This window comes from Flavobacterium sp. MEB061 (genome assembly GCF_000834715.1).
Lineage (GTDB): Bacteria > Bacteroidota > Bacteroidia > Flavobacteriales > Flavobacteriaceae > Flavobacterium > Flavobacterium pectinovorum.
This window is the reverse complement of record NZ_JXQR01000057.1, coordinates 98,037-121,661: the sequence shown is the minus strand read 5'-3', so window position 1 is coordinate 121,661 and position 23,625 is coordinate 98,037. Positions and strand designations below refer to the sequence as shown.

At 34.4% G+C, this 23,625-nt stretch carries 13 protein-coding genes; 11 read left to right on the top strand and 2 right to left on the bottom strand.

Annotated elements, in window-relative coordinates; all coding sequences use genetic code 11:
• Nucleotides 1-8 precede the first annotated feature (8 nt).
• From RT99_RS20060 to RT99_RS20030, 7 genes are all read left to right on the top strand, one after another.
• Nucleotides 9-1,235: a glycoside hydrolase family 105 protein gene (locus RT99_RS20060; RefSeq protein WP_042566526.1), complete on the top strand. Its 1,227-nt coding sequence runs from the start codon at nt 9-11 to the stop codon at nt 1,233-1,235.
• 193 nt (nt 1,236-1,428) lie between these two features.
• Entirely contained in the window at nt 1,429-3,027 is a 1,599-nt protein-coding gene (locus RT99_RS20055) for a glycoside hydrolase 43 family protein (protein ID WP_042566525.1), read from the top strand.
• Between the two features lie 7 nt (nt 3,028-3,034).
• Nucleotides 3,035-5,044 (top strand): pectate lyase, encoded by a 2,010-nt coding sequence (gene pelA / locus RT99_RS20050; RefSeq protein ID WP_042566545.1) that lies wholly within the window; start codon nt 3,035-3,037, stop codon nt 5,042-5,044.
• Nucleotides 5,045-5,173: 129 nt separating this feature from the next.
• Nucleotides 5,174-6,523: a glycoside hydrolase family 28 protein gene (locus RT99_RS20045; protein WP_082036992.1), complete on the top strand. Its 1,350-nt coding sequence runs from the start codon at nt 5,174-5,176 to the stop codon at nt 6,521-6,523.
• Nucleotides 6,524-6,618: 95 nt separating this feature from the next.
• A complete protein-coding gene (locus RT99_RS20040) occupies nt 6,619-7,362 on the top strand; it encodes a rhamnogalacturonan acetylesterase (protein WP_042566524.1) in 744 nt (247 codons plus the stop codon).
• Nucleotides 7,363-8,185: 823 nt separating this feature from the next.
• Nucleotides 8,186-11,074: a YcxB family protein gene (locus RT99_RS20035; protein WP_042566523.1), complete on the top strand. Its 2,889-nt coding sequence runs from the start codon at nt 8,186-8,188 to the stop codon at nt 11,072-11,074.
• Nucleotides 11,075-11,168: 94 nt separating this feature from the next.
• Nucleotides 11,169-11,624 (top strand): hypothetical protein, encoded by a 456-nt coding sequence (locus RT99_RS20030; RefSeq protein ID WP_042566522.1) that lies wholly within the window; start codon nt 11,169-11,171, stop codon nt 11,622-11,624.
• A gap of 103 nt (nt 11,625-11,727) precedes the next feature.
• Here RT99_RS20030 and RT99_RS20025 read toward each other — a convergent pair whose 3' ends face one another.
• A complete protein-coding gene (locus RT99_RS20025) occupies nt 11,728-12,852 on the bottom strand; it encodes a glycoside hydrolase family 88 protein (RefSeq protein ID WP_042566521.1) in 1,125 nt (374 codons plus the stop codon).
• An 11-nt stretch (nt 12,853-12,863) separates the two neighbouring features.
• Nucleotides 12,864-15,668: a glycosyl hydrolase gene (locus tag RT99_RS20020; RefSeq protein WP_042566520.1), complete on the bottom strand. Its 2,805-nt coding sequence runs from the start codon at nt 15,666-15,668 to the stop codon at nt 12,864-12,866.
• A 359-nt stretch (nt 15,669-16,027) separates the two neighbouring features.
• On the opposite strand from RT99_RS20020, the gene RT99_RS20015 reads away from it, so the two are divergent.
• The 4 genes from RT99_RS20015 (at nt 16,028) to RT99_RS20000 (ending at nt 23,593) form a co-directional block, all read left to right on the top strand.
• Nucleotides 16,028-19,171 (top strand): TonB-dependent receptor, encoded by a 3,144-nt coding sequence (locus RT99_RS20015; RefSeq protein WP_042566519.1) that lies wholly within the window; start codon nt 16,028-16,030, stop codon nt 19,169-19,171.
• Nucleotides 19,172-19,177: 6 nt separating this feature from the next.
• Nucleotides 19,178-20,713, top strand: a complete 1,536-nt coding sequence (locus tag RT99_RS20010; RefSeq protein ID WP_042566518.1) for a RagB/SusD family nutrient uptake outer membrane protein — start codon at nt 19,178-19,180, stop codon at nt 20,711-20,713.
• A gap of 169 nt (nt 20,714-20,882) precedes the next feature.
• Nucleotides 20,883-22,415, top strand: coding sequence for a sialate O-acetylesterase (locus RT99_RS20005; protein ID WP_052483736.1), 1,533 nt, complete (start codon nt 20,883-20,885; stop codon nt 22,413-22,415).
• Nucleotides 22,416-22,522: 107 nt separating this feature from the next.
• Nucleotides 22,523-23,593 (top strand): glycoside hydrolase family protein, encoded by a 1,071-nt coding sequence (locus tag RT99_RS20000; RefSeq protein WP_052483734.1) that lies wholly within the window; start codon nt 22,523-22,525, stop codon nt 23,591-23,593.
• Nucleotides 23,594-23,625 lie beyond the last annotated feature (32 nt).

Below are 23,625 nucleotides of genomic sequence, written 5' to 3'. Positions count from 1 at the left end.
ATTTTAAAATGAAAAATAATAGAAAGCAAGGTTATTTTGTGTCGGTTTTATTAGTTTGCGCCATGGCTTTTACAAGTTGTAAAGTGGTTTCGCAGGAACCTTCAAAAAAAGAAATAGTTATTTCTAAAGATTTAAAATGGTCTGATAAAATGGCTCTAACATTGATGAAACGTCACCCCGAAGCTTATATGATTGACGATTCTAAAAAACCGAAGTGGGACTATGTTCATGCCCTGGTTTTGCATTCTATAGAAGAGCTGAACAAAAAAAATCCTGATCCTCGTTACAAAGCTTACATAAGAGGTTATGTAGATGAATTGGTTCAAGCTGACGGAACTATTAAAACCTATGAATTTGATAAATACAATATCGATTTGGTGGTACCGGGGCGTTTGCTTTTTGATATTTATGCCGAATCAAAAGAAGATAAATATTTGAAAGCTTTACAATTAGTACGTAAACAATTGGCTGAACAGCCAAGAACTGCAAGCGGAGGATTTTGGCACAAACAAATTTATCCAAACCAAATGTGGCTGGACGGTTTGTATATGGGAGAACCATTTTACGCACAATACACGGCTACTTTTGAAGGAGGAAAAAGTTTTGATGATATTGCAAAACAATTTGAATTGATTCAACTACATGCAACAGATCCCAAAACAGGTTTATTATACCACGGTTGGGATGAAAGCAAACAAATGCCATGGGCCAATAAAGAAACAGGAAATTCGCCAAACTTTTGGTCAAGAGCTTTAGGCTGGTATATGATGGCTTTGGTTGACGTTCTGGATTATATGCCAAAAGACCATCCAAAACAAAAAGAATTGGTAAAGTATTTAAATAATGCTTCGGCAGCTTTGGAGAAATTTCAGGATAAAAAATCAGGTTTATGGTATCAGGTTACGGATAAAGGAGGAGAAAAAGGAAATTACCTTGAAGCTTCAGGATCTTCGATGTTTGCTTATGCTTTTGCAAAAGGAGCAAACAAAGGATATTTGCCTGCAAAATACAAAAAACTGGCCAACAAAGCTTTTGATGGTCTGACTAAAGTCTTAATCAAAAAAGTAGACGAAGATGGAGGAATTACATTGACAAATTGCTGTCAGGTTGCAGGTTTAGGTGGTACTCCGTACAGAGATGGATCTTATGATTATTATGTAAACGAAAGAAAAAAAGACAACGATCCTAAAGCAACTGGTCCTTTTATTCTGGCTGCTTTAGAGTTGAATAGATAGTTTGTTAAGAGTTATGAATTATGAATTATGAGTAACACGTAACGACAAAGGGTCAAGAATAAAGATAAAGTTGTGTCATTTCGACGAAGGAGAAATCACATCCAGAGAGCAACGAACCGAAAATCCGTTATGTGATTTCTCGTTCCTCGAAATGACAAAATCTAATTATTGAATTATTTTTAATTGCCAAAGAATGAAAAATATAAAAATCATTTTTCTATTATTATCGGTTTTTTCCATACAAGAGAATTTTGCTCAGGTTTGGGTGCCGGATAATGGAGATGGAACGTATACGAACCCAATAATTCATGCTGATTATTCAGATCCGGATGCCGTTAGGGTAGGTGATGATTTTTATATGACGGCATCGTCTTTCAATTGCATTCCGGGATTACCCATTTTGCATTCTAAAGATTTAGTAAACTGGAAAATTATTGGCTATGCCTTAACTAAACAAATTCCTGTAGAAACTTTTGATAAAGTGCAGCATGGCAATGGCGTTTGGGCACCGAGTATAACTTTTCATAATAATGAATTTTATATTTATTATCCGGATCCTGATTTTGGGATTTATATGATAAAAGCCAAAAAAGCAGAAGGCCCATGGTCTGAACCTGTTTTGGTAAAAGCCGGTTCCGGATTAATAGATCCGAGTCCGTTATGGGATGATGACGGAAAAAATTATCTCGTTCATGCCTTTGCGGGCAGCCGTGCAAAAATTAAAAGTTTGATTGTAGTTTGCACCATGAATACGGAAGGAACGGTTGCGAATAATGACGAAGTTATGGTGATTGACGGACATGAAAGTGAAGGAACTATTGAAGGGCCAAAATTTTATAAAAGAAACAATTATTATTACATTTTTGCTCCGGCAGGAGGAGTTCCTACAGGATGGCAAACCATCTTGAGATCTAAAAATGTTTTTGGACCTTATGAGACCAAAAAAGTATTAGAGCAGGGAAAAACCAATATAAACGGACCACATCAGGGTGCATGGGTTCAAACACAAACTGGTGAGGATTGGTTTATACATTTTCAGGATAAAGGTGCTTATGGAAGAATTGTGCATCTTCAGCCTATGAAATGGGAAAATGACTGGCCTGTTATGGGACAGGATTTTGACAAAAATGGAATAGGAGAACCGGTTACGACTTATAAGAAACCAAATGTTGGAAAGAAATATCCAATAGAAACTCCTGCAGAATCGGATGAGTTTAATTTGCCAAAATTAGGTTTGCAATGGCAATGGCAGGCAAATGCCCAAATAAACTGGGGATTTCCGACAAGTTTAGGATATCTGAATTTGTTTTGTGTGCCAACCATCAAAGAGAGTAATAAAATATTTGAAGCACCAAATTTATTACTGCAAAAGTTTCCTGCAGAAGAATTCACAACAACAACAAAACTCACTTTTAATGCACGCTTAAATGGAGAATCAACAGGTCTTTTGATAATGGGTTTAGATTACAGTTATTTATGTCTTAAAAATGATAATGGGAAATTATATCTGAATCAGAAAACGGGAACTTTTGATAAAAAAGTTTCTGAAACAGAAACGGTTCCTGTTTTAATAAAAAACAATACGATTTACCTGCGTGTAAAAGTGAAAAAAGGCGGGATTTGCAGTTTTTTCTATAGCTTAGATGATAAAAAATATGAAGCCATTGGAACCGATTTTACATCAAAAGAAGGGAAATGGATTGGTGCCAAAGTTGGACTTTTTGCCTTGAGCGAAAAAGTGACAAACGATTCAGGAAATGTTGCAGTCGATTGGTTTAGAATTACTAAATAAAATGAAAATGATTCAATTAAATAAAACAATATTGGTTTTTCTGTTTGTTGTTAGTTTAGGCTTAAATGCCCAAAACACCTATAAAAACTGGCCGGATGTTATTCGTAAAAACGATGCATCATGGTTTGCCACAGCAGAAGCGAAAACTATTGCAGAAAATGTATTGCTTTACCAGCGAAATATTGGTGGATGGCCAAAAAATATCCAAATGCAAAATGCGCTTTCTGAAACAGAAAAACAAAAACTGATTGAGCTGAAAAGTGATTTGCATGAAATAACAACTGACAACGGTGCAACGTGTCAGGAAATGCTTTTTATGTCTAAAATGTATGCTCAGGTTAAGGATGAACGATATAAAGTATCGTTCTTAAAAGGACTAAATTATTTGCTTGAAGCACAATATGATAATGGTGGATGGCCGCAGTTTTTTCCTTTAAAAAAAGGATATTACACGCACATTACATACAATGATAATTCGATGGTAAATATTTTGAATATTATGAAAGAAATCAGCGAAGAGTCTGATTATTACAGCATAAAACCATCAAAAGATATTGTCGAAAAAACTAAAAAATCATTTGATAAAGGAATAGATTGTATTTTAAAAACACAATACAAACAAAATGGTGTTTTAACAGGCTGGTGTGCGCAACATGACGAAGTTACTTTGGCTCCTGCGAATGCCAGAGCTTTTGAATTGGTATCGTTAAGCGGTTTTGAATCGGCAAAAATTGTGTTGCTTTTGATGTCGATCGAAAAACCTTCACCAGAAATTATTACTTCGATTAAAAGCGCTCACGATTGGTTTGAAAAAACGAAAATCACGAATCTGGAAGAAAAAAGAGTGCTAAATGATGCGGGAAAAATCATAGATAAAAAGATGATTCCGACAACAAATGCAGCACCTATTTGGGCTAGATTTATGGATTTAGAAACCAATGAGCCTTTCTTTTGTGACCGTGACGGAATTAGAAAAAAATCTTTGGATCAAATTGGATCTGAAAGACGAAATGGTTACGCCTGGTATTCTGACGCACCCAAAGAAGTATTGAAGAAATATTCGGCCTGGGCGATTAAAAACGGCGTAAAAGTTTCGTCTGTAGAAACTTCTTCAAAAAAAAAAGATAATTTCATAACCGTTGCACAAGATGGTTCTGGCGATTTTACTAAAATTCAGGATGCGATAAACGCAAGTCCTTCTTTTCCTTATGAAAAAGTAATCATAAATATAAAAAACGGAATTTATAATGAAAAAGTGCGTATTCCTGAGTGGAATACGCATTTGACATTATTAGGAGAAAGCAAAGAAAACACGATTATTGCTTTTGACGATAACTTTAAGAAAATTAATTTAGGTCGAAATAGTACTTTTTACACGTCTACTGTTTTGGTAGAAGGCGATGATTTTTCGGCATCCAACTTAACCATTAAAAATACTTCAGGAGATAATGGACAGGCAATTGCGTTGTCAGTTGTGGGGAATCGTGCGCAAGTTTCAAATTGTAATATCTTAGGAAATCAGGACACTTTATACTTATCAGGAAAAGAATCAAAACAGTATTTTAAGGATTGTTATATCGAAGGCACAACCGATTTTATTTTTGGAGGTGCCACTGCTTTATTCGAAAATTGTGAAATTAGAAGCATCAAAAGTTCGTATATTACGGCTGCTTCAACACCCGAGAGAACTCCGTTTGGATTTGTTTTTAAGAATTGTAAACTCACTGCAAATCCTGAAGCCACGGCCGTTTATCTGGGAAGACCCTGGAGAATTTATGCTAAAACGGTTTTTATAAATTGTGATATGGGAAAACATATTAAACCCGAAGGCTGGGAAAACTGGTCTAAACCCGATGCTGAAAAAAATGCTTTTTATGCAGAATACAATTGTAAAGGCGAAGGTTTTCAGCCGAAAAACAGGGTTTCATGGTCGCATCAGCTTACTAAAAAAGAAGCTGAAAAATATACAATCGAAAACATTTTAAAAGATTCGATTGCTAATTGGTATTCGAAATAAAAATAAGCCCGCGGATTGTGCGGATTAAACGGGCTTACGCTGATTTTTCATCACTGAAATTTAGAAAATAAACCTGCGGAAACCCGTTTAATCCGTTAAAACCCGTGGACAATATATTAAATAATAAATATGAATTTAAAGTATTTTATCTTTCTGTTGATTTGCATAAGTTCATTTGCACAGAATAGTGAATTTCCAACTGCAAAAGTCGATTCAATTGTAAACAGAATTCAATTGCCTGTTTTTCCTGCGTATCAAATAAATATTGCAAAATTAGGAGCGAAAGGCGATTCTGTAACAAATAATAAAGCTGCATTTGACAAAGCCATGGCACTGTGTAAAAAGAACAATGGCGGAACGATTATAGTGCCTAAAGGAATTTATAAGATTAATGGGCCAATTCATTTTGTAAGCAACGTTAATCTTAAAATTGAAAAAGGGGCAAAAATTAAGTTTAGCGATAATCCTCAGGATTATTTGCCGTTGGTTTTAACAAGTTGGGAAGGTACCATTTTGTACAATTACAGTCCGTTGATTTATGCTTACGAATGCAATAATATCGCTATAACCGGCGAAGGAACAATTGATGGAGAAGGAGGCAAAACCTGGAAAACTTTTAAGGCTAAAGAAGCAAAGGGAAAAGATTTGAGTCGCGAGATGAATCATAATAATGCTGCTTTAAAAGACAGAAAGTTTGGTGAAGGTTATTTTTTACGACCGCAAATGATTCAGTTTTTTAAGTGCAAAAATATTTTGGTTGAGAACGTTCGTATCGAAAATTCACCATTTTGGTGTTTGCATCTTTTAAAATCTGAAAGCATTACAGTTCGCGGAATAAGTTATAAATCGCGGAATTATAATAACGATGGTATTGATCCTGAATACGCGAAAGATGTTTTGATCGAAAATGTAACTTTTGATAATGGTGATGATAATGTTGCCATAAAAGCCGGTAGGGATCATGAAGGAAGAGCAAATTCTGCCACGCCAAGCCAGAATATTGTAATTAGAAATTGTAATTTTAAAGGACTTCACGGCGTTGTTTTAGGCAGCGAAATGTCAGCCGGAATTCAGAATGTGTATGTTGAAAATTGTAAAACGGTCGGATATTTAAAACGCGGAATTTACATCAAAACAAATGCAGATCGCGGTGGTTATATAAAAAACATTTTTGTTCGAAATATACAATTAGACGAGGTAGAAGATTGTTTGTATATGACAGCCAATTATCATGGAGAAGGAAGTGGCTATCAATCTGATATTTCAAATATTCATTTTTCGAATATTAAGTGTAATAAAGCATCAGAATCCGGAATTGTAATTCAGGGATTTCCGGAGAAAAAAATCCGAAATATATCTTTGAAAAATATTGAAATTAAATCGGCTAAAAACGCCATTTCAAATGAAAATGCTGAAAATGTTTTAATGACCGATGTTTTTATTGGCAAGAGAGCTACTGTTCCTTCTGCAGCGAAATAGTTTTTTTTTTGAGGTTCAAAGGGGCAAAGGTTCAAAGTTGCAGAGGTTTTTATTGACTTACTTAAAAGTGTCTAATATTCAAATAATACAAAACAATGAAATATAAATTAATAATAATCTGTTTAATATCTACTATTTGTTTTGCGCAAAAAACAACTGTTTATACCATTGGAGATTCTACAATGGCAAACAAAAAAGATCCGGATCGTAATCCGGAGCATGGATGGGCGCAGGTTTTACAGCCTTTTTTTAAAGATAATATTGTTATCGAAAATAAAGCTGTAAATGGCAGAAGTACTAAAAGTTTTATCAATGAAAAACGCTGGGATTCGATTTATAAAAAATTAAAAAAAGGAGATTATGTTTTTATAGAATTTGGACATAATGATGAAAAAATAGAAGATTCTACAAGGTTTACAAATCCGCATACGAGCTACAGATACAATTTGATTAAGTTTGTAAAAGAGAGCAGAGAAAAAGGAGCCATTCCGATATTGCTGACTTCTATCACCAGACGTAATTTTAATGAAAAAGGAGTTTTAGTGCCCACACATGGAGAATATCCTTTGGAAACCAGATTAATAGCACAGGAATATAAAGTGCCTTTTATTGATTTGGAGTATCTTACCGAATTATTGGAGCAGTCTTATGGTCCTGAAAAATCAAAACAATTGCATTTACATTTTAAAGCTGGCGAAAAGGCTTATTATGATAAGGATAAGGCCGATGATACACATCTTTCTTTATTAGGTGCGACGAAAATTGCTCAAATTGTTGTAGATCAAATTAAAACAATACAAGATTCATCTTTGGAAAAACTAAAAACAGGAATTAAATAATTTTGTAACCTTAATTTTTAGTTTTAAATTGAAGACGTTATGCTTAAAACAAACAAAAAGAATGTCTTAATTTATTATAGCAATAATTTTTAGGTCTAGTAGCAATTTGAAATTATTTGGATATTTGCACTTCTAAATATTGACGGGTTTTCAAATATTTTAGTAATTTTCGAAAAATGAGAGAACTTGGGCTCTCATTTTTTTTGGTGGTTAGTTTATTTTTTTATTTAAAATATTAAAAAAATAATATTTTAAATTTTTTAAGGGAGAAGACTTAGTCTTCTCCTTTTTTGTTTCTTATTGCTCATGTTAAGATGACTATGTGTATTTATTTTTCTATAATTAAATCATTTCTTTAAAATGATTATGAAAACTAAAAAGAACAATAAATTAATTATAAGTTTTTATTTATGAATAAAAACTTAAATATTTGATTGTTAGTATTTTAAAATTTATTATTTTTACACTTACTAATGATTAAAGTAAGTTAATTCTGAACTTCAAGAATGGTTTCATTCCTGCCCAGGCCTTAACTCCCTTAATTTTATCTACGCCATTAAATTGAATATCGATTAGAGATACAATTTCCCCACTTGTATTTTTCTAAGATTTTTAAGATGTGTTATTTTAGTAACATGTTGTCTTTTCGTATTTGCGACGATTTTTTTTTGTTTTTTAAATTATTACCGCCGTTTAACATCTTATTCAAAGATGAGCTTTAAAGATGCTTTATGTAAAGCATCAACTATCAGCATCTGTATCATTTTCTGCCAACTTTTTTCTGTGTAATAAAATTGTTTGATAACCCTAATAATTGAATCTCATGAAGAATAAATTACTCTCCGTTATATTAATTTTATGTAGTTATACAGCTTATTCTCAGGTTGGTATTGGAACACCAATGCCTAATGCGTCTAGTCAATTAGAGATTGTAGCAAATGATAAAGGTTTGTTGATTCCCAGAATTAGCTTAACAGGTTCAACTGATACGACTACAATTGTAACTGGCAATGTAAATAGCTTATTAGTATTTAATACGGCTACTATTTCAGATATAAAACCGGGATATTACTATTGGTATGACAATAAATGGAATAGAGTTGTAATCTCAAATGAAATCACTATAAGTCCGGGTACGGTTGTTTATAATCCCACTAATCAACAATTTAGTTATGTTGACAATACGGGAACTACGCAGGTTATCGATATTACCTCGATCATAAAAGCAAGCGAAACCCTGACGACCCTTACCAACAACGGAGCAGGTTCTTATACTTATAAAAATGAAATAGGGACAGATGTGAACATTGATGTTGTGGGGGATGTTATTACCAATGCATCATCTATTTTTAATGATCCTGCGGTCACCAATATTCTGGAGCAAATTTCAAACAATACAGAGGGGAATGTGACTTTTGATTCGACCACCAATCAGTTTAGTTATGTTGACAATACTGGGACTACACAAGTTGTTGATATTACCACAATCATTAAAGCAAGCGAAACCCTGACGACCCTTACCAATAACGGAGCAGGTTCTTATACTTATAAAAATGAAATAGGAACAGATGTCAATATTGATATTATCGGGGATGTTATCACCAACGCATCATCTATTTTTAATGATCCTGCGGTCACCAATATTCTCGAACAAATTTCAAATAATACAGAAGGAAATGTAACTTTTGATTCGACGACCAATCAGTTTAGTTATGTTGACAATACGGGAACTACGCAAGTTGTTGATATTACCTCAATCATTAAAGCAAGCGAAACCCTGACCACCCTTACAAATAACGGAGCAGGTTCTTATACGTATAAAAATGAAATAGGGACAGATGTCAACATTGATGTTGTCGGGGATGTTATCAGCAATGCATCGTTCATTTTTAATGATCCTGCGGTCACCAATATTCTGGAGCAAATTTCAAACAATACGGAAGGGAATGTGACTTTTGATTCGACCACCAATCAGTTTAGTTATGTTGACAATACTGGGACTACACAAGTTGTTGATATTACCACAATCATTAAAGCAAGCGAAACCCTGACGACCCTTACCAATAATGGGGCAGGATCTTATACGTATAAAAATGAAATAGGGACAGATGTCAACATTGATGTTGTTGGGGATGTTATCACCAATGCATCTTCCATTTTTAATGATCCGGCGGTAACGAATATTCTGGAGCAAATTTCAAATAATACAGAAGGGAATGTGACTTTTGATTCTACGACCAATCAGTTTAGTTATGTTGATAATACGGGAACTACCCAGGTTGTAGACATTACCACAATCATTAAAGCAAGCGAAACCCTGACCACCCTTACCAATAACGGAGCAGGATCTTATACGTATAAAAATGAAATAGGGACAGATGTGAACATTGATGTTGTTGGGGATGTTATCACCAATGCATCGTCTATTTTTAATGATCCGACGGTAACGAATATTTTGGAGCAAATTTCAAATAATACAGAAGGAAATGTGACTTTTGATTCGACGACCAATCAGTTTAGTTATGTTGACAATACGGGAACTACGCAGGTTATTGATATTACCTCAATTATTAAAGCAAGCGAAACCCTTACTACTTTAGATAAAAATCCTCTAAACAACGGGCAGTATGTTTATACCAATGAGGATAATATTACATCAACAATTGATGTTATTGATGATGTTATAAGCAATGCATCGACGATATTAAATGATCCTACTTTTGTAACGGAACTAACTAATGTTATACAAGATCAGGAAACCGTTACTACCTTATCTCAAAATCTGACATCAGGAGCGATCACTTATAATAATGAAGCTGGGACAGCTTTTATTTCACAAGTTAGAAGTACAGATGCAGCAAATATTATAACAGTTGGAACAGATGGTGGAGCATTATTGACTCCTTCTGCAATTACTTCAGCTACAACAGTTTCTAACACAAGTTCCGGAAATGATTTAAGTACCACTGTAAATGGAGTAATAGGAACAGCAATTCCGATAATTAATACCAATGTTTTGACTGCATCTGGTAATTCTTTAACTGCAACTATAAACGGAATTGCCAGTAATACAATAGATTTAACTTCTGTTATTAATGAAGGAGAAACAACGACCAATATGTTACAAGATCCCATTACAGGGATCATTACTTATACTAATGAAAATGCAGATAGCCAGACCGCTATTTTAAGAAGTAATGATGCAGATAATATATTGACAGTTGGAACAGATGGAGGAACATTATTGACTCCTAACGCTATTAATTCGGCGACAACGGTCTCTAATACGAGTTTTGCAAATGATTTAAGCACCATAGTAAATGGAATAACGGGAACAGCAGTTCCGATTATTAATACAAATATTTTAGATACATCAGGCAATACCATAACTTCAACTATTAATGGTGTTGTAAGTAATGCAATAGATTTGACTTCTGCAATCGCAGCAGGAACTACAAATGATATAAACTTGGCAGGCAATACTTTAACATCTAATGTAAACGGAATAATATCGACAACAGGTACAGGAGCTTTTGCACATAAATGGAGCCAGATAGAAAGAGCTGTTCTGACCAAAGATTTTTTCTTTTTATATGTAAAAGATGATGATCATCATATCATATCCATTTCGAATAAATTTAATAACGGCAGAAATATAAATGAATTAATTGCATTTGTAGAACGTAATGTAATTGAGATTACAAAAATGTAATAATTGCTTATTTATTTTATTTGAAACTAAATAACCAAACCGGAAGACCTTATTAATTCAGTTTTATTATTGAAGAATAATAAAAAATATAAAGATGGGAAAGAAGAATATTTTAGTATGTGACAACAAAAAAGTTTTCATGAAAATGTTTAAGCGAAAATTTAGTAATGAGTTTGAATTTACTGATAGTACGGCCTTAGACCATACAGAAGATCAAATAATAAATTTCGACAGGATAGTTCTTGTCATTTACAATAAGTTTGAATTGATCGAATTTTTTAAATTTTACAAAAAAGGAATCAATATCTTAGTATGTATTTTTAATAAAAAATTATACACAGATTTAATTTTCTTAGAAGATTTTAATGATTTGCTTCTATTAGACGGTTCAAAGACCAGAAATGAAATCATGAACGATTTAAAATCTAGTTTTAAAAGCACATTAGGTTTTAAACAACAAGTGTCTGAATCTGGTTTTTCTAATTTTTATGCACAGAAAAATCAATCTTATACTTCGATTAAAAAATTAGTAATAGCGAATGCCGGTTAATTTATTACCTACTCTTAAATAATAAGCAAAAGCAACTAAAGTTGTAAGACTAAAAAAATGCCCAAACCGAAAGGAATGGGCTTTTTGAATTAATGAAACTTTTTTATTTCATTTTATAAATTTCTGAACCGGCGAGTAAAAAACATCCCAATCCATAATCTTCAAAATCCGGAATTTTATCATTAGTTACCGGCTGACCATCTTTTGGTTCTTTTCCTGTGGATTGTAAATATGCCAGAAAACCGTTTGGCTGTAAACCTTCCGTAGTCATGGCATTCCATGCTTTTTGAATAATAGGTAAATAAGTTTCCTTTTTCAAAATTCCGTTGTTAATGCCATAAGTTATTCCATAAACAAATAATGCTGTTCCTGATAATTCTTTGCCCCCGTAATTTGTTGGATCATGCAAACTTACATTCCAGAATCCATCAGGTCTTTGAATAGGAATCAATGCTGCAGCCATCAATTTTAAATCTTTTACATATTGTTCTCTGTGTGGCGCGTTTTCAGGAATTATGGTTAATACTTTTGCCAAAGCTGCAATTACCCAGCCATTGCCACGGCTCCAATAACAATCTTCGCCGTTTGGTTCTTTATATGGGGGATCAAAATCGGCATCACGCCACCACAAACCATCTTTTACATTAAACAAACCGTGATCGCCATGATTATTTCGGGTGTACATATACATTTGATACATTTTTTCGAAATAGCGATTGTCTTTTTCTAAAACACCCATTTTGGCAAAAACAGGCATTCCCATCTGTATCGCATCAATCCACGACCAATCGTCTAATTGTGGAGTGTTCAAAAGCATATTTGTATTTGCAATTGTATTTTTTAATTTTTTAGTATCAGGTTCTAAATTATATAAATCGATATAGGTTTGTGCAGCGCAATAATTATCAGCATTGCGAGTCGTGTTTCCGCCATTAAATCCCCATTTATGAAATTCAGCCCACGAATAAGCATAATCATAATAAGCATCTTTAGGAAAAATTTCATGCAATGCCATTAATCCTTCATAATAAACACCGCGTGTCCAGATGTTACTTGGGCGTTCTTTGTTGGTAATGATAGTTTTACCGGTTTCAGGCCATTTTTGCATAAAATAATCATTCGCCAAAATCATTTGTTTTAGTACTAATTTTTTATCAAATGGCTGTTGTGCACTTATTATATTGGTATACAAAAAGCATATCGTAAAGCTTAAAAGTAATTTTTTCATCTTATATTCGGTTAATTAGTTTGTAGTTTTAATGGCGTAATCGTAACCGACCCCAATAATCCCGAAGGCATTGGATTCCATTTTGTGGCGTCAAATTTTTTATAATCCTTATCAACCATATTTATTTCGTAAAAAATCTTCCATTCTTCGCCTTTTAGTTCTTTATCCCTGATTCTGTTGGCAGAAAGATTGGTGACCTGTATTTTTAAAATGTTTTTTCCGGATTTTAAATTTTTGATATTCAGCTTGTAAGGAACAGACCATGCGGTTCCGATAAATTCATCATTAAGCCAGACTTTTGCACTTTCGCGCACATCTCCTAAATTCAAACTCCAGTTTTCTATTTTATTATTCGGATTTTCAAATTCCAAAGAGTAAGTTGCAGATCCCGAAAAAGCTTCAGCATCCGGACTTAATTTTGTCCAGGATTCCAGAGTTGAAATTGTTGCGCTTGTTGGTAATTTTGGTCCGCCTTTGTCAAAGTTAATTTTCCAGTTTCCTTTTAAAGAAATAGCTTCAGTTACAGGTTTATAATAATTCCATTTTTTTTGAGAAGCCGTATTTTCTGTTTTTAAAAAATAAGATTGTCCCGGTTCAATTTTAATTTTTACTAAAGTATTCGTATTGGATTTTTTTACAATTGTATTTCCAGCTTCTTTCGTTAATGGATCCAGAATAATAACTTCTTTATTTCCAATTTGTAACGGAATAAATTCATCAACTGTTTTAGGAGTATGGTTTACCAAATAATAGATTTTTTCTCCGTCAACATCTCTTCTTATGAATTTTAAACCAGAATTTACAAGTGTTTCCGGCTGTATTTTTGCATTTTCTAAAGCAATAAAAATATCCGAAACCGGTTTTACAAATTCATTATTCTTTTTTAAAAGATTTTGAAGTTCTTGTTCCTGTTTTTTATAATCATTAAATCCGGGAACAGATTCCGGTAATCCTTCAAAAATAATAATTGCACCTTGTTTTTTTAAGGCTATTAATTTTTGTAAAGTGGCAAGTGGCATTTTTTTACAGGACGGAATAATTAATGACTTAAAAGTTCCACCCGGCAAACTGATCTTTCCTTCAATAACCTTTGCTTCATTAATAAAGTTATCCGATATAAAATCAACTCCATATCCTTTTTTCAAAAGGCTTTTTGTAGTATCATAAAAAGATGTTCCATATAACCATTCTGATAACGAATGTATTTTAAATTGAAAAAATAAATTGCCTTTTTGGTATTTATCCCAAACATCAAAAATAGGCCAGTAAAGCAAAATTTCATTATCTGGTTTTCCCTGTTGCAATAACGATTGACAATTCGAAATGTAAGAAAAAAGGGCAGGAGCATCTTCCCAAATACTATTATTGGCATTAAAATTTACCGAAGCATAAAATTGCCAGCCCGGCCATGCAGCTCTTGTTGGCGAATAAGTAGAACCGTGTAGAAAAATATGATTCACGCCGTTTAGCATCAAATCTTCCGCTTCTGGTTTGCATTGTGACAAAGCCGTTTTAAAATGTTCTCTCAACCATGTAAAAGTCTCAGACGAAACCAGATTTTTTCCTGAAATATGTGCCGCCGATGAAGAGAATTTTAGCATGACCGGATCAGCATCGCCTTCGCGGATGTCATCTTTCTCGCGTCTAAAACCCGGAATATCAAAAGGCATAGAACCAAAAGTTTCACATTCAGGAATATCTGCCGAAGCGTACAAATCGATCAGGTTTCCGGGAGAACCGTGCGCCTGCAGTTTTGTTTTAAAGTTTTTGGAATTTGCCCATGCTGTCCATGGTTTGTCAAATTTATTGAGTAATAAATCGGCAATCGTTTGTTTGTAATCACTTCTTATTCGGTTACCAATTTCGTTATCGGTTTCGTTTAGTAAAAGAGGCATTTGTTGTTTTAAATCATAACCTCTTAAAGTTTTAAATTCCTCAAAGAATTTCGGAGTAAAATCGGTTCCGTAAACTTCATAACTATCATTAAAAATAGCTCTTATTTTTCCTTCACGACCTTTAAAAGCTGTATTAAAAGGAACAACATAAGCGTTTAAAGCTTCCTCAGAATAATGATCTAAGGTATAACCGCTTCCTCCTGGAGCCGCTCTTTTAACCTGTTGACCGGTTTTACCGCTAAAAACAGCATATATTGTATAATCTGTTTTAACAGCTTTCCATTTTAATTTATTTGGTTTTAGCGGATTCTGCAGCGAAACAGGATTTCCTTCAATTCCTTTGTCGTTTACTTTTGAATTTTTATCTTTTAACAAATCTGTTAAGTTTACATAACTTCCGTCATTTCCATAAGCGACAACATACAAAAGCTCGGTAGGTATTTTTTCTTTTGTGTTTTCGAGTGCTATATTCTTGTCAATAGTTTCATTTTTTTTAAGCTGATATTTTTCGATAATTAGTTTAGTTGCGGCATTTTGCAGTGTAACATGAGATCCGCCATAAGGCCAGCCGGTTCCTAAAACCATATCTACCTGCATATGAAGACTGTCTGAAATCTGAATGGTATAATCCAGCATTTCTAACCATTTTGGAGACAGATAATCTATAAAATTATTTTCTTCTCCTTTTACGCCATAAATGGGAGTTATTTCTACACCACCAATTCCGGCATTATGAAAATCTAAAAGACTTTTCTTCAAATTTGGCTTATCAACCGCACTTCCCATCCACCACCAACGTGCCCATGGCTGATTGATATTGCTGGAATTTGGCCAGGGAGATTCAGACTTTTTCTGTGCAAAAGAATGAAAACTCAATACGAAGCAAAAAAATATAAAAAAATAGGTTTTGATTAGTCTCATTATTTAAGATTCAAAAGATGATTATCCAATAAAGTAAAAGTAAAAGTCCTTCTTGAAATTGCCATCCTGTAGCGTCCTGTTTGAAATATGAAATAATCTTAAAATTGGCTAATATTTTTATCATAATTTATATTTATACGAATTTCAATACGGATTTAAAAAAAATAAATGCATAAAATTTTTAATATGATATTTATATTTTTCGTATTGTAAATCAGTTACTTATATTGCTTTTTTGTTAAATAAAATACAAATAAAAATATAAGATATTGATAGTTAGCAGGATACTACAGGATGCTGTGCGATTCCCTTCTAAATAAATTTGGTTAAACTAATTAATTAACCAAATTAAACTTTTTATGAAAAATAATTTTAATCTATTGCTGATTATAGCCCTGTTTGGATTATTCCATTCTGTGGGTTATGCGCAAGAAAAAGTGGTTACAGGAACAGTTACAGATCCGTCCAAACTCTCGGTACCGGGAGCCAATGTATTTGTAAAAGGTACAAAAAGAGCGGCCAGTACCGATTTTGATGGTAAATACAGTGTTAAGGTTTCAGAAGGAGAAACGCTGGTTTTTTCTTTCATAGGTTTTGTAACCAAAGAAGTAAAAATTGGACCTTCAAATACTTACAACATTGTTTTAGATACTGAAAGTTCAAATTTAAATGAAGTTGTAGTTATTGGATACGGAACTCAAAAGAAAAAATTAACAACCGGAGCGATTTCGGGTATTAAAACAGAGAATTTTACCGAAAGGCCTATTTCAAGAATCGATCAGGGATTAGTAGGGCAGGTAGCCGGAGTTCGTGTTAAGCAAACTACAGGTTTGCCGGGACAGCCTTTTAGTATCGAAATTCGTGGAGCAGGTTCTATCACGGCAGGAAACGAACCGCTGTATGTGGTAGATGGATTTCCAATTTATACCGAGGGATCAAACAGCAACGGAGGTTTTTCAAGTGGTAGTCCGCTCGATAATATGAACCCAAATGATGTGGCTTCGATCGAAGTATTAAAAGATGCCGCAGCAGCAGCAATCTACGGATCAAGAGCCTCAAACGGAGTTGTATTAATTACCACAAAAAGAGGTAAAATAGGAAAACCAAAATTTACGTTTAACACTTACGGAGGGGTTAATAAAGAAGCCAACAGAGTAGATATGTTATCGTCAGAAGAATGGATTGGCAGAGCCAAAACCATGATCGATTCACAATGGGTTGGTTCTGGTATTGCAGGTGCATCAGCGAGTCAAAACACGGCGCAGCGTATTGCAGCTTATAATGCAGTAAACCCAACCGCTCCGCTTACAACTGCAAATTCAAGATACTTCACCTATTTGTATGATGACAGATGGGATATGCCGGGACATCCTGGGTTAGATTATATCGATTGGCAGGATAAAGTTTTCCGCACAGGAGAATTTAGCAACTATCAATTATCTGTTTCGGGAGCGACAGAAGCCGTAAATTATTACGTATCTGCCAATTATCAAAAAAATACAGGATATATCGTAGGTACTGATTATACTTTATTTTCTGCCAGAGCAAACGTTGATGTTAAGCTATCAGATACTTTTAAAATGGGAATCAATATAGCACCTTCATATTCTGTAAAAAATGATCCGGGTGTTGAAGGTAAAGACAATACATTGTTTAAAGCCCTTACTGCGACTCCTGTTTTTGAAAGTGCATCAAATGCTGCCGGAGAAAAATACACCACAAGATATGCCTGGGGAAGCAGTACAACCAATATGCTAAATGCGTTGGCAAGAACAGGAAAAAACTCTATGTACAGAACCTTGATTTCTACTTATGCCAGTTATCAATTTGCAAAAGGATTTACGTTTAAAAGCACAATCAATTTTGACAACTCAGATAATACCAATGAAAGTTATACACCAAACGATGTTCAGGCAAGTATTAGAGGAGCCTACAATACGTACAGAAGACAAAATTTAGTAAATGAAAATACTTTAAACTACGATCAGTCTATCGGAAATCATAATTTTAATTTGCTTTTAGGACAGTCTTTCAGCTCGTATGAAATCATGAGATCTACTTTGTCATCAGGAGCACTTTACAACAGTTCTACTGTAGAAACATTGCCAACAGGATCATTAGGTTCTACAAATGCAGAAAAAAGTACATTGCTTTCTTATTTTGCCAGATTACAATACAACTACAAAGAAAAATACCTGATTTCTGCCAGTATCAGACGTGATGGTTCTTCAAAATTTGGATCAGACAGACAATGGGGAGTATTTCCTTCTCTTTCATTGGGTTGGAGGGTAAAACAAGAAGAATTTTTGAAAGATGTTGATTGGCTTAGTGATTTGAAATTAAGAGCCAGTACAGGTATTAACGGAAGTAATAATATTGGAAGTTATGCTTCATATGCTACTCTTGCCTCGTATAATTATTCAATTGGCGGAGCAGCTGCAATTGGTCAGGGTGCATCATCTATTGCTAATCCTTCTTTACACTGGGAAGAATCACGAAGCGTTGATGCAGGTATAGATTTCGGATTTATAAAAAACAGACTTTCAGGAACTTTCGAAGTATATAGAAAAAACAACAGCGAATTGCTTTTAAGAGTTCCAATTGTTGGAGCAACCGGATTTACAAGTTATTTAACCAATGTTGGAGAAGTCCAAAATCAGGGATGGGAATTTGAGATAAACTCTTTAAACGTAAAAACAAATAATTTCGAATGGAGAACATCTGCAAACATAAGTCATAACGAAAATAAAGTCCTGGCTTTAGGTCCGGATCAGTCTAAAATTGAAATCAGTAATTCGTTTGATGGAGGAGTTCCGTTTATAAAATTAGAAGTTGGTAAACCAATGTATACCATTTTCGGATTACAGCAAAATGGTGTAGTAACGCAGGCTGATATTGATGGAGGCGGAACTACAATTGGAGGAAACAAACTAGTTCTTGGAGATCCGAGATATATTGACCAGAACGGAGATAAAAAAATCAACTCAGAAGATCGTGTAGATTTAGGTAATCCAACACCAAAATACACTTGGGGAATCACCAATACTTTTAAATATAAAGATGTTGATTTAAATATTTTGGTACAAGGACAAAATGGAGGATCAGTTTATGGATTGACAGGAAGAGCCATTGACCGTACCGGAATGGGATCTGTAGAAAATTCTTTAGACGTTGACCCGGCCGTAAGAGGAAACTGGAGAACTTCATTTGGATATCAGGCAAACTCTGACTGGATGTATAAATCAGATTATGTAAGTATCAGAAGTATTTCAATAGGTTTTAACTTAAGAGAAGCTGTAAAAAGCCTTAGCAGAATTGACAATGCAAGACTTTATATTACCGCAGAAAACTGGTTCAACTGGAACAAATACAAAGTTGGTTTCAACCCGGAAGCCGTAAATACATCTGCAAGTTCAAATAGTGATTTTTCTGTACCGGTAGATTATGGAGGAGCACCTCTTGCAAAGTCACTTGTTTTAGGTCTTAACATTAATTTTAATTAAAAGAAAATGAAAAAATATATTTATTTAGCTGCAAGTGCTTTGGCATTATTTGCCTTTACCTCTTGCAATGATGAATTGACTCAGTTGCCTTTGTCTCAAGGAACAATAGAGAATTTTTATGCTACTCCGGGCGATTTCGTACAGGCCAGAAATGCAACTTATTCTGTAGCTTTTCATGGTGCCGGAACTTATGGTTATGCCAACAGGGTTTTAAATTTAAGCGAAACCAGATCCGATAATTTATATGCCACTACAACCGCATCAAGAGAGTGGGAAGGAATTAATAGTTTTTACACCAACATTAGTTCAAATTCATACATAAAAGAAGCGTATACAAGCAATTATAATGCGATAAATAAAGCAAATCAGTTGCTTGAAAAAATTGCAGAAAAAGGAGATCAGATTTTTACAAATCCTGCAGATAAAACAGCAATGGCTGCCGAAGCCCGTTTTCTAAGAGCATTTTGTTATTTTGATTTAATCAGATGGTTTGGTCGTGTTCCTTTAATCGAAAGAACATTGACAGCTCCCGAAGCTGCCAAAATACCAAGAACTCCGGTAACAGAAGTTTATGATTTTATAATCTCAGATCTTGAACAGGCTATTCCTGATCTTCCTCCGTCATACGATGCTGCAAACTACGGAAGAGTTTCTAAATACGGAGCAAAAGCATTATTAGGCCTTGTTTACATGACACGCTCAAGTCCAACCTACGGAATTGATGGCGCTACACTAGGCTTAAACGAATGGGATAAAGCCTATCAGCAATTAAATGATATAAAAACAAGTGGTTTATACGTTTTTGGAGCAGATTATGATGCTATTTTTAAAGTAGAAGGAAATGCAAACAAAGAAAATGTTTTAACTATTCCGTACACTCAAAGTTTACCGCTTAGTGTAGGAGGTAATTTCATGGTCGAACTAGGCTATGAACCTTATTTTGCTTCTTTCAATTTATCAGCACAGGGATCATTAGAAGCCAAAGAAATTTCTACCGAGTTCTTAAACATGTTTGCAGCAAACGATAAAAGAAAAACTTTTGGTATAGCAACAAGTTATACAGTAGCTTCAGGAACATATAAAGGAAGTTACACACTACCGGTTTTCAAAAAATATATTGATCCAACAAGATATGGAAACGGTCGTGAAGACTGGGGTGTAGACTTTATGGTAATTCGCTATACAGATGTATTAATGATGATGGCCGAATGTACGCTTCACGGTGGCGGAGGCTCGCAGGCCGATGTTGATGCCATTGTAAATCAGGTTAGAACAAGAGCAGGTGTAACGGCAAATGCTGCAAATATTACCTTAGATGAATTGTTTGCAGAAAGAAGAAAAGAATTTTTCTCTGAAGGAAACAGATGGTTCGATTTAATCAGATCAGGAAAAGCAGTAGAAATCATGAACGCCTGGAAAGCAGTTGAAGATACAGATGGAAAAATAAGAACAATAGATAATAATGCTTTAATCTACCCAATTCCGTTATCTGAAATACTTGCCGTTCCGGGACTTTATGACCAGAATATAGGTTACGACTAAAAAAACTTTGCCCCCAATTTTTTTTTATATTTTGTTTTTTTTGAAAAAAGCTGTCTCTTTTGACAGCTTTTTTGCATTTTTCTAATGCTAAATAAACAGGAAAGCACAGGATGCTTTTTGTGTTTAATTATTTTAAATTTAAAGTTCAGGATTTAATAACGCAATGCCGATGATTTACTTAAAAAAGCTTCTTTTATTTTTATTGATTTTTAGTGCGAAATTTTCCCTTACAGCTCAGGTCAAACTACCTTCTTTAGTAAGTGATAATATGGTTTTGCAGCAAAATGCAAAAGTTAATTTATGGGGATGGGCGTCTCCAAACGAAAAAATAAACATTCAGTTAGGATGGTCAGATGCGGCAATAGAAACGGCAGCAAACGCCGATGGAAAATGGAAAGTAACCGTTGATACACCAGGTGGAAGCCAAAAAGGATACACAATTACCATAAACGCAAATAACAAAATTGTACTTAATAATATTTTAATTGGCGAAGTCTGGATCTGTTCCGGACAATCAAATATGTATTTTCCCGTGGGAAAAGAAGAAGGAACCTGGAAAACCGGAGTTAAAAATTATCAGGAAGAAGTTAAAAATGCCTCATTCCCCAATATCAGATTATTTACGGTTTTAATCAATGCCTCACCAAAACCTCTTGATGAGGTAGTTGGCTCATGGAAACAATGTTCGCCCGAAAGCATCAATACATTTTCTGCAGTGGCTTATTTCTTCGGAAGAGAATTGTATCAAAAACTAAACGTTCCAATAGGATTAATTTCCACTTCATGGGGAGGAACAAAAGCAGAAGCCTGGACGTCTCAAAATGTGTTGGAAAAAGACATTTCCTTTTTGCCGATATTACAGCAAGATGCTAAAAATGAAAAATTGTATCAGGAAAAACTCGAAGCTTATTATTTAGCTTCTATAAACCAACAAATAGCAAGTGCTGCAAATGCTCCGAAACTGGAATTAAAAAAGCCAAAAAAAGAAGCCAATAAAACTTCTTATGTGCTTTATAATGCGATGTTATACCCTTTAATTAATTATACAATGAAAGGTGTAATTTGGTATCAGGGCGAAAGCAATTCCGGTCAGGCAAATTTATACCGAACACTTTTTCCGGCAATGGTAAAAAACTGGCGAGACGATTGGAAACAAGGAGATTTCCCTTTTTATTATGTACAAATTACACCTCATAAAGGACAAACTCCCGACATTCGCGAAGCACAATTATTTTCTTTAAAAACGATACCAAATAGCGGAATGGCTGTTACCACAGACGTTGGTGACGCAAACAACATTCACCCAATAGACAAACAAACCGTTGGGCATCGCCTTGCTTTATTGGCTCGGGCCAAAACCTACAACGAAGCTAAATTGGTGTATTCAGGACCAATTTACAATCATATGAAAATCAAGAAACAAAAAGTGCAGTTGTTTTTTGATTATGCCGATTCAGGTTTGAAGAAAGAAGGCGAAACTTTAAAAGAATTTGAAATCGCCGGAGAAGATCAAATTTTTTATCCCGCCGACGCCAAAATTGAGGGAAAAACAATTGTAGTTTCTTCATCAAAAGTAAAAAATCCAGCAGCCGTTCGTTTTGCATGGAAAGCAGTTCCCGAACCAAATTTATTCAATAATGAAAACCTGCCCGCATCGCCTTTCAGAACAGATGATTGGGTTAATAATGTTGAGAAGAAATAAAATATAGCCACAGATTAAAGGATTAAAAAGATTAATATAAATCTGCTTAATCTGTCAAATCAGCGTAATAAACCTAAAATCTAAAGTCTAAAATCTGAAATCTAAAAATGAACAGAAGAAAATTTATAATCGGAAATTCCCTCGCGTTAATGGCTTTATGTTTGCCATTTCCCGTCAGAAGCAATATTTTTTCGGAAGATCCAAAACTTTCAGATTTTGAAAAAAGACTTCGGCCAGTTGGTCGTGCACTCGAATTTGAAGATTATTATGTTTGGTGCAACAGCCCGATAGAAGGTCCGGATGGAAAAATCCATGTATTTTTTTCAAGGTGGAAAAAATCAAAAGGAATGAGCGGCTGGATCAATAGCTCAGAAATTGCGCATGCCGTTGCCGATAAACCCGAAGGACCGTACGAATATATAAGCACCATTTTGGCACCGCGTGGGGAAGGATTTTGGGATGCCACAACCTGTCATAATCCAAGTATTCATTTTGTGGATGGAAAATACGCCTTATTTTTTATGGGAAATTCTAACGGAAAAATGGATACCAAACGCATTGGTTTAGCAACTTCAGATTCACTTTACGGCCCGTGGAAAAGACCAGATAAACCTTTATTGTTACCGGGAGGAAAAGGAGAATGGGACGATCTTTTAACCACAAACCCATCTTTTTTAAAACATCCAAACGGTGAATATTGGCTGTATTATAAATCATTGGATACAGAAAATTATGTGCATCCAAAATTTGAAATCAAGGGAAACAGAAAATACGGGTTGGCAATTTCAAAATCTTTAGAAGGACCTTATGTTAAGTATCAACATAATCCACTAATTGATTTTTCTAAACTAGGAAATAACCAGCAATGCGAAGATGCTTTTGTATGGTATGAAAACAAGAAATTTAAAATGTTAGCCAGGGATATGGGCGTTTTTGGCATCGATCACGGACTTTATATGGATTCTGATGATGGCATCCACTGGAGCGATCCTTCAATAGCCTATCAGCCATTAGATAAATATATAAAACAACCCGAAGCACCAAAACATTTAAACCGATACGGCCGTGTGGAACGTCCGCAATTATTGTTTCAAAATGGAAAAGCAACCTATTTATTTACCGCTTCACAAGGTGGAAAATACGAAACAGCTTCGGCTTTTATTTTTAAAATAGTATAAAATGACTAAATTGTTACCACAAACAAACAGCA

Coding starts and splice junctions, on each gene's coding strand:
- RT99_RS20005 (WP_052483736.1), top strand. CDS start 20,883: ATGATTTACTTAAAAAAGCTTCTTTTATTTTTATTGATTTTTAGTGCG.
- RT99_RS20025 (WP_042566521.1), bottom strand. CDS start 12,852: ATGAAAAAATTACTTTTAAGCTTTACGATATGCTTTTTGTATACCAAT.
- RT99_RS20040 (WP_042566524.1), top strand. CDS start 6,619: ATGAAATATAAATTAATAATAATCTGTTTAATATCTACTATTTGTTTT.
- RT99_RS20060 (WP_042566526.1), top strand. CDS start 9: ATGAAAAATAATAGAAAGCAAGGTTATTTTGTGTCGGTTTTATTAGTT.
- RT99_RS20045 (WP_082036992.1), top strand. CDS start 5,174: ATGAATTTAAAGTATTTTATCTTTCTGTTGATTTGCATAAGTTCATTT.
- RT99_RS20020 (WP_042566520.1), bottom strand. CDS start 15,668: ATGAGACTAATCAAAACCTATTTTTTTATATTTTTTTGCTTCGTATTG.
- RT99_RS20030 (WP_042566522.1), top strand. CDS start 11,169: ATGGGAAAGAAGAATATTTTAGTATGTGACAACAAAAAAGTTTTCATG.
- RT99_RS20035 (WP_042566523.1), top strand. CDS start 8,186: ATGAAGAATAAATTACTCTCCGTTATATTAATTTTATGTAGTTATACA.
- RT99_RS20055 (WP_042566525.1), top strand. CDS start 1,429: ATGAAAAATATAAAAATCATTTTTCTATTATTATCGGTTTTTTCCATA.
- RT99_RS20000 (WP_052483734.1), top strand. CDS start 22,523: ATGAACAGAAGAAAATTTATAATCGGAAATTCCCTCGCGTTAATGGCT.
- RT99_RS20010 (WP_042566518.1), top strand. CDS start 19,178: ATGAAAAAATATATTTATTTAGCTGCAAGTGCTTTGGCATTATTTGCC.
- pelA (WP_042566545.1), top strand. CDS start 3,035: ATGATTCAATTAAATAAAACAATATTGGTTTTTCTGTTTGTTGTTAGT.
- RT99_RS20015 (WP_042566519.1), top strand. CDS start 16,028: ATGAAAAATAATTTTAATCTATTGCTGATTATAGCCCTGTTTGGATTA.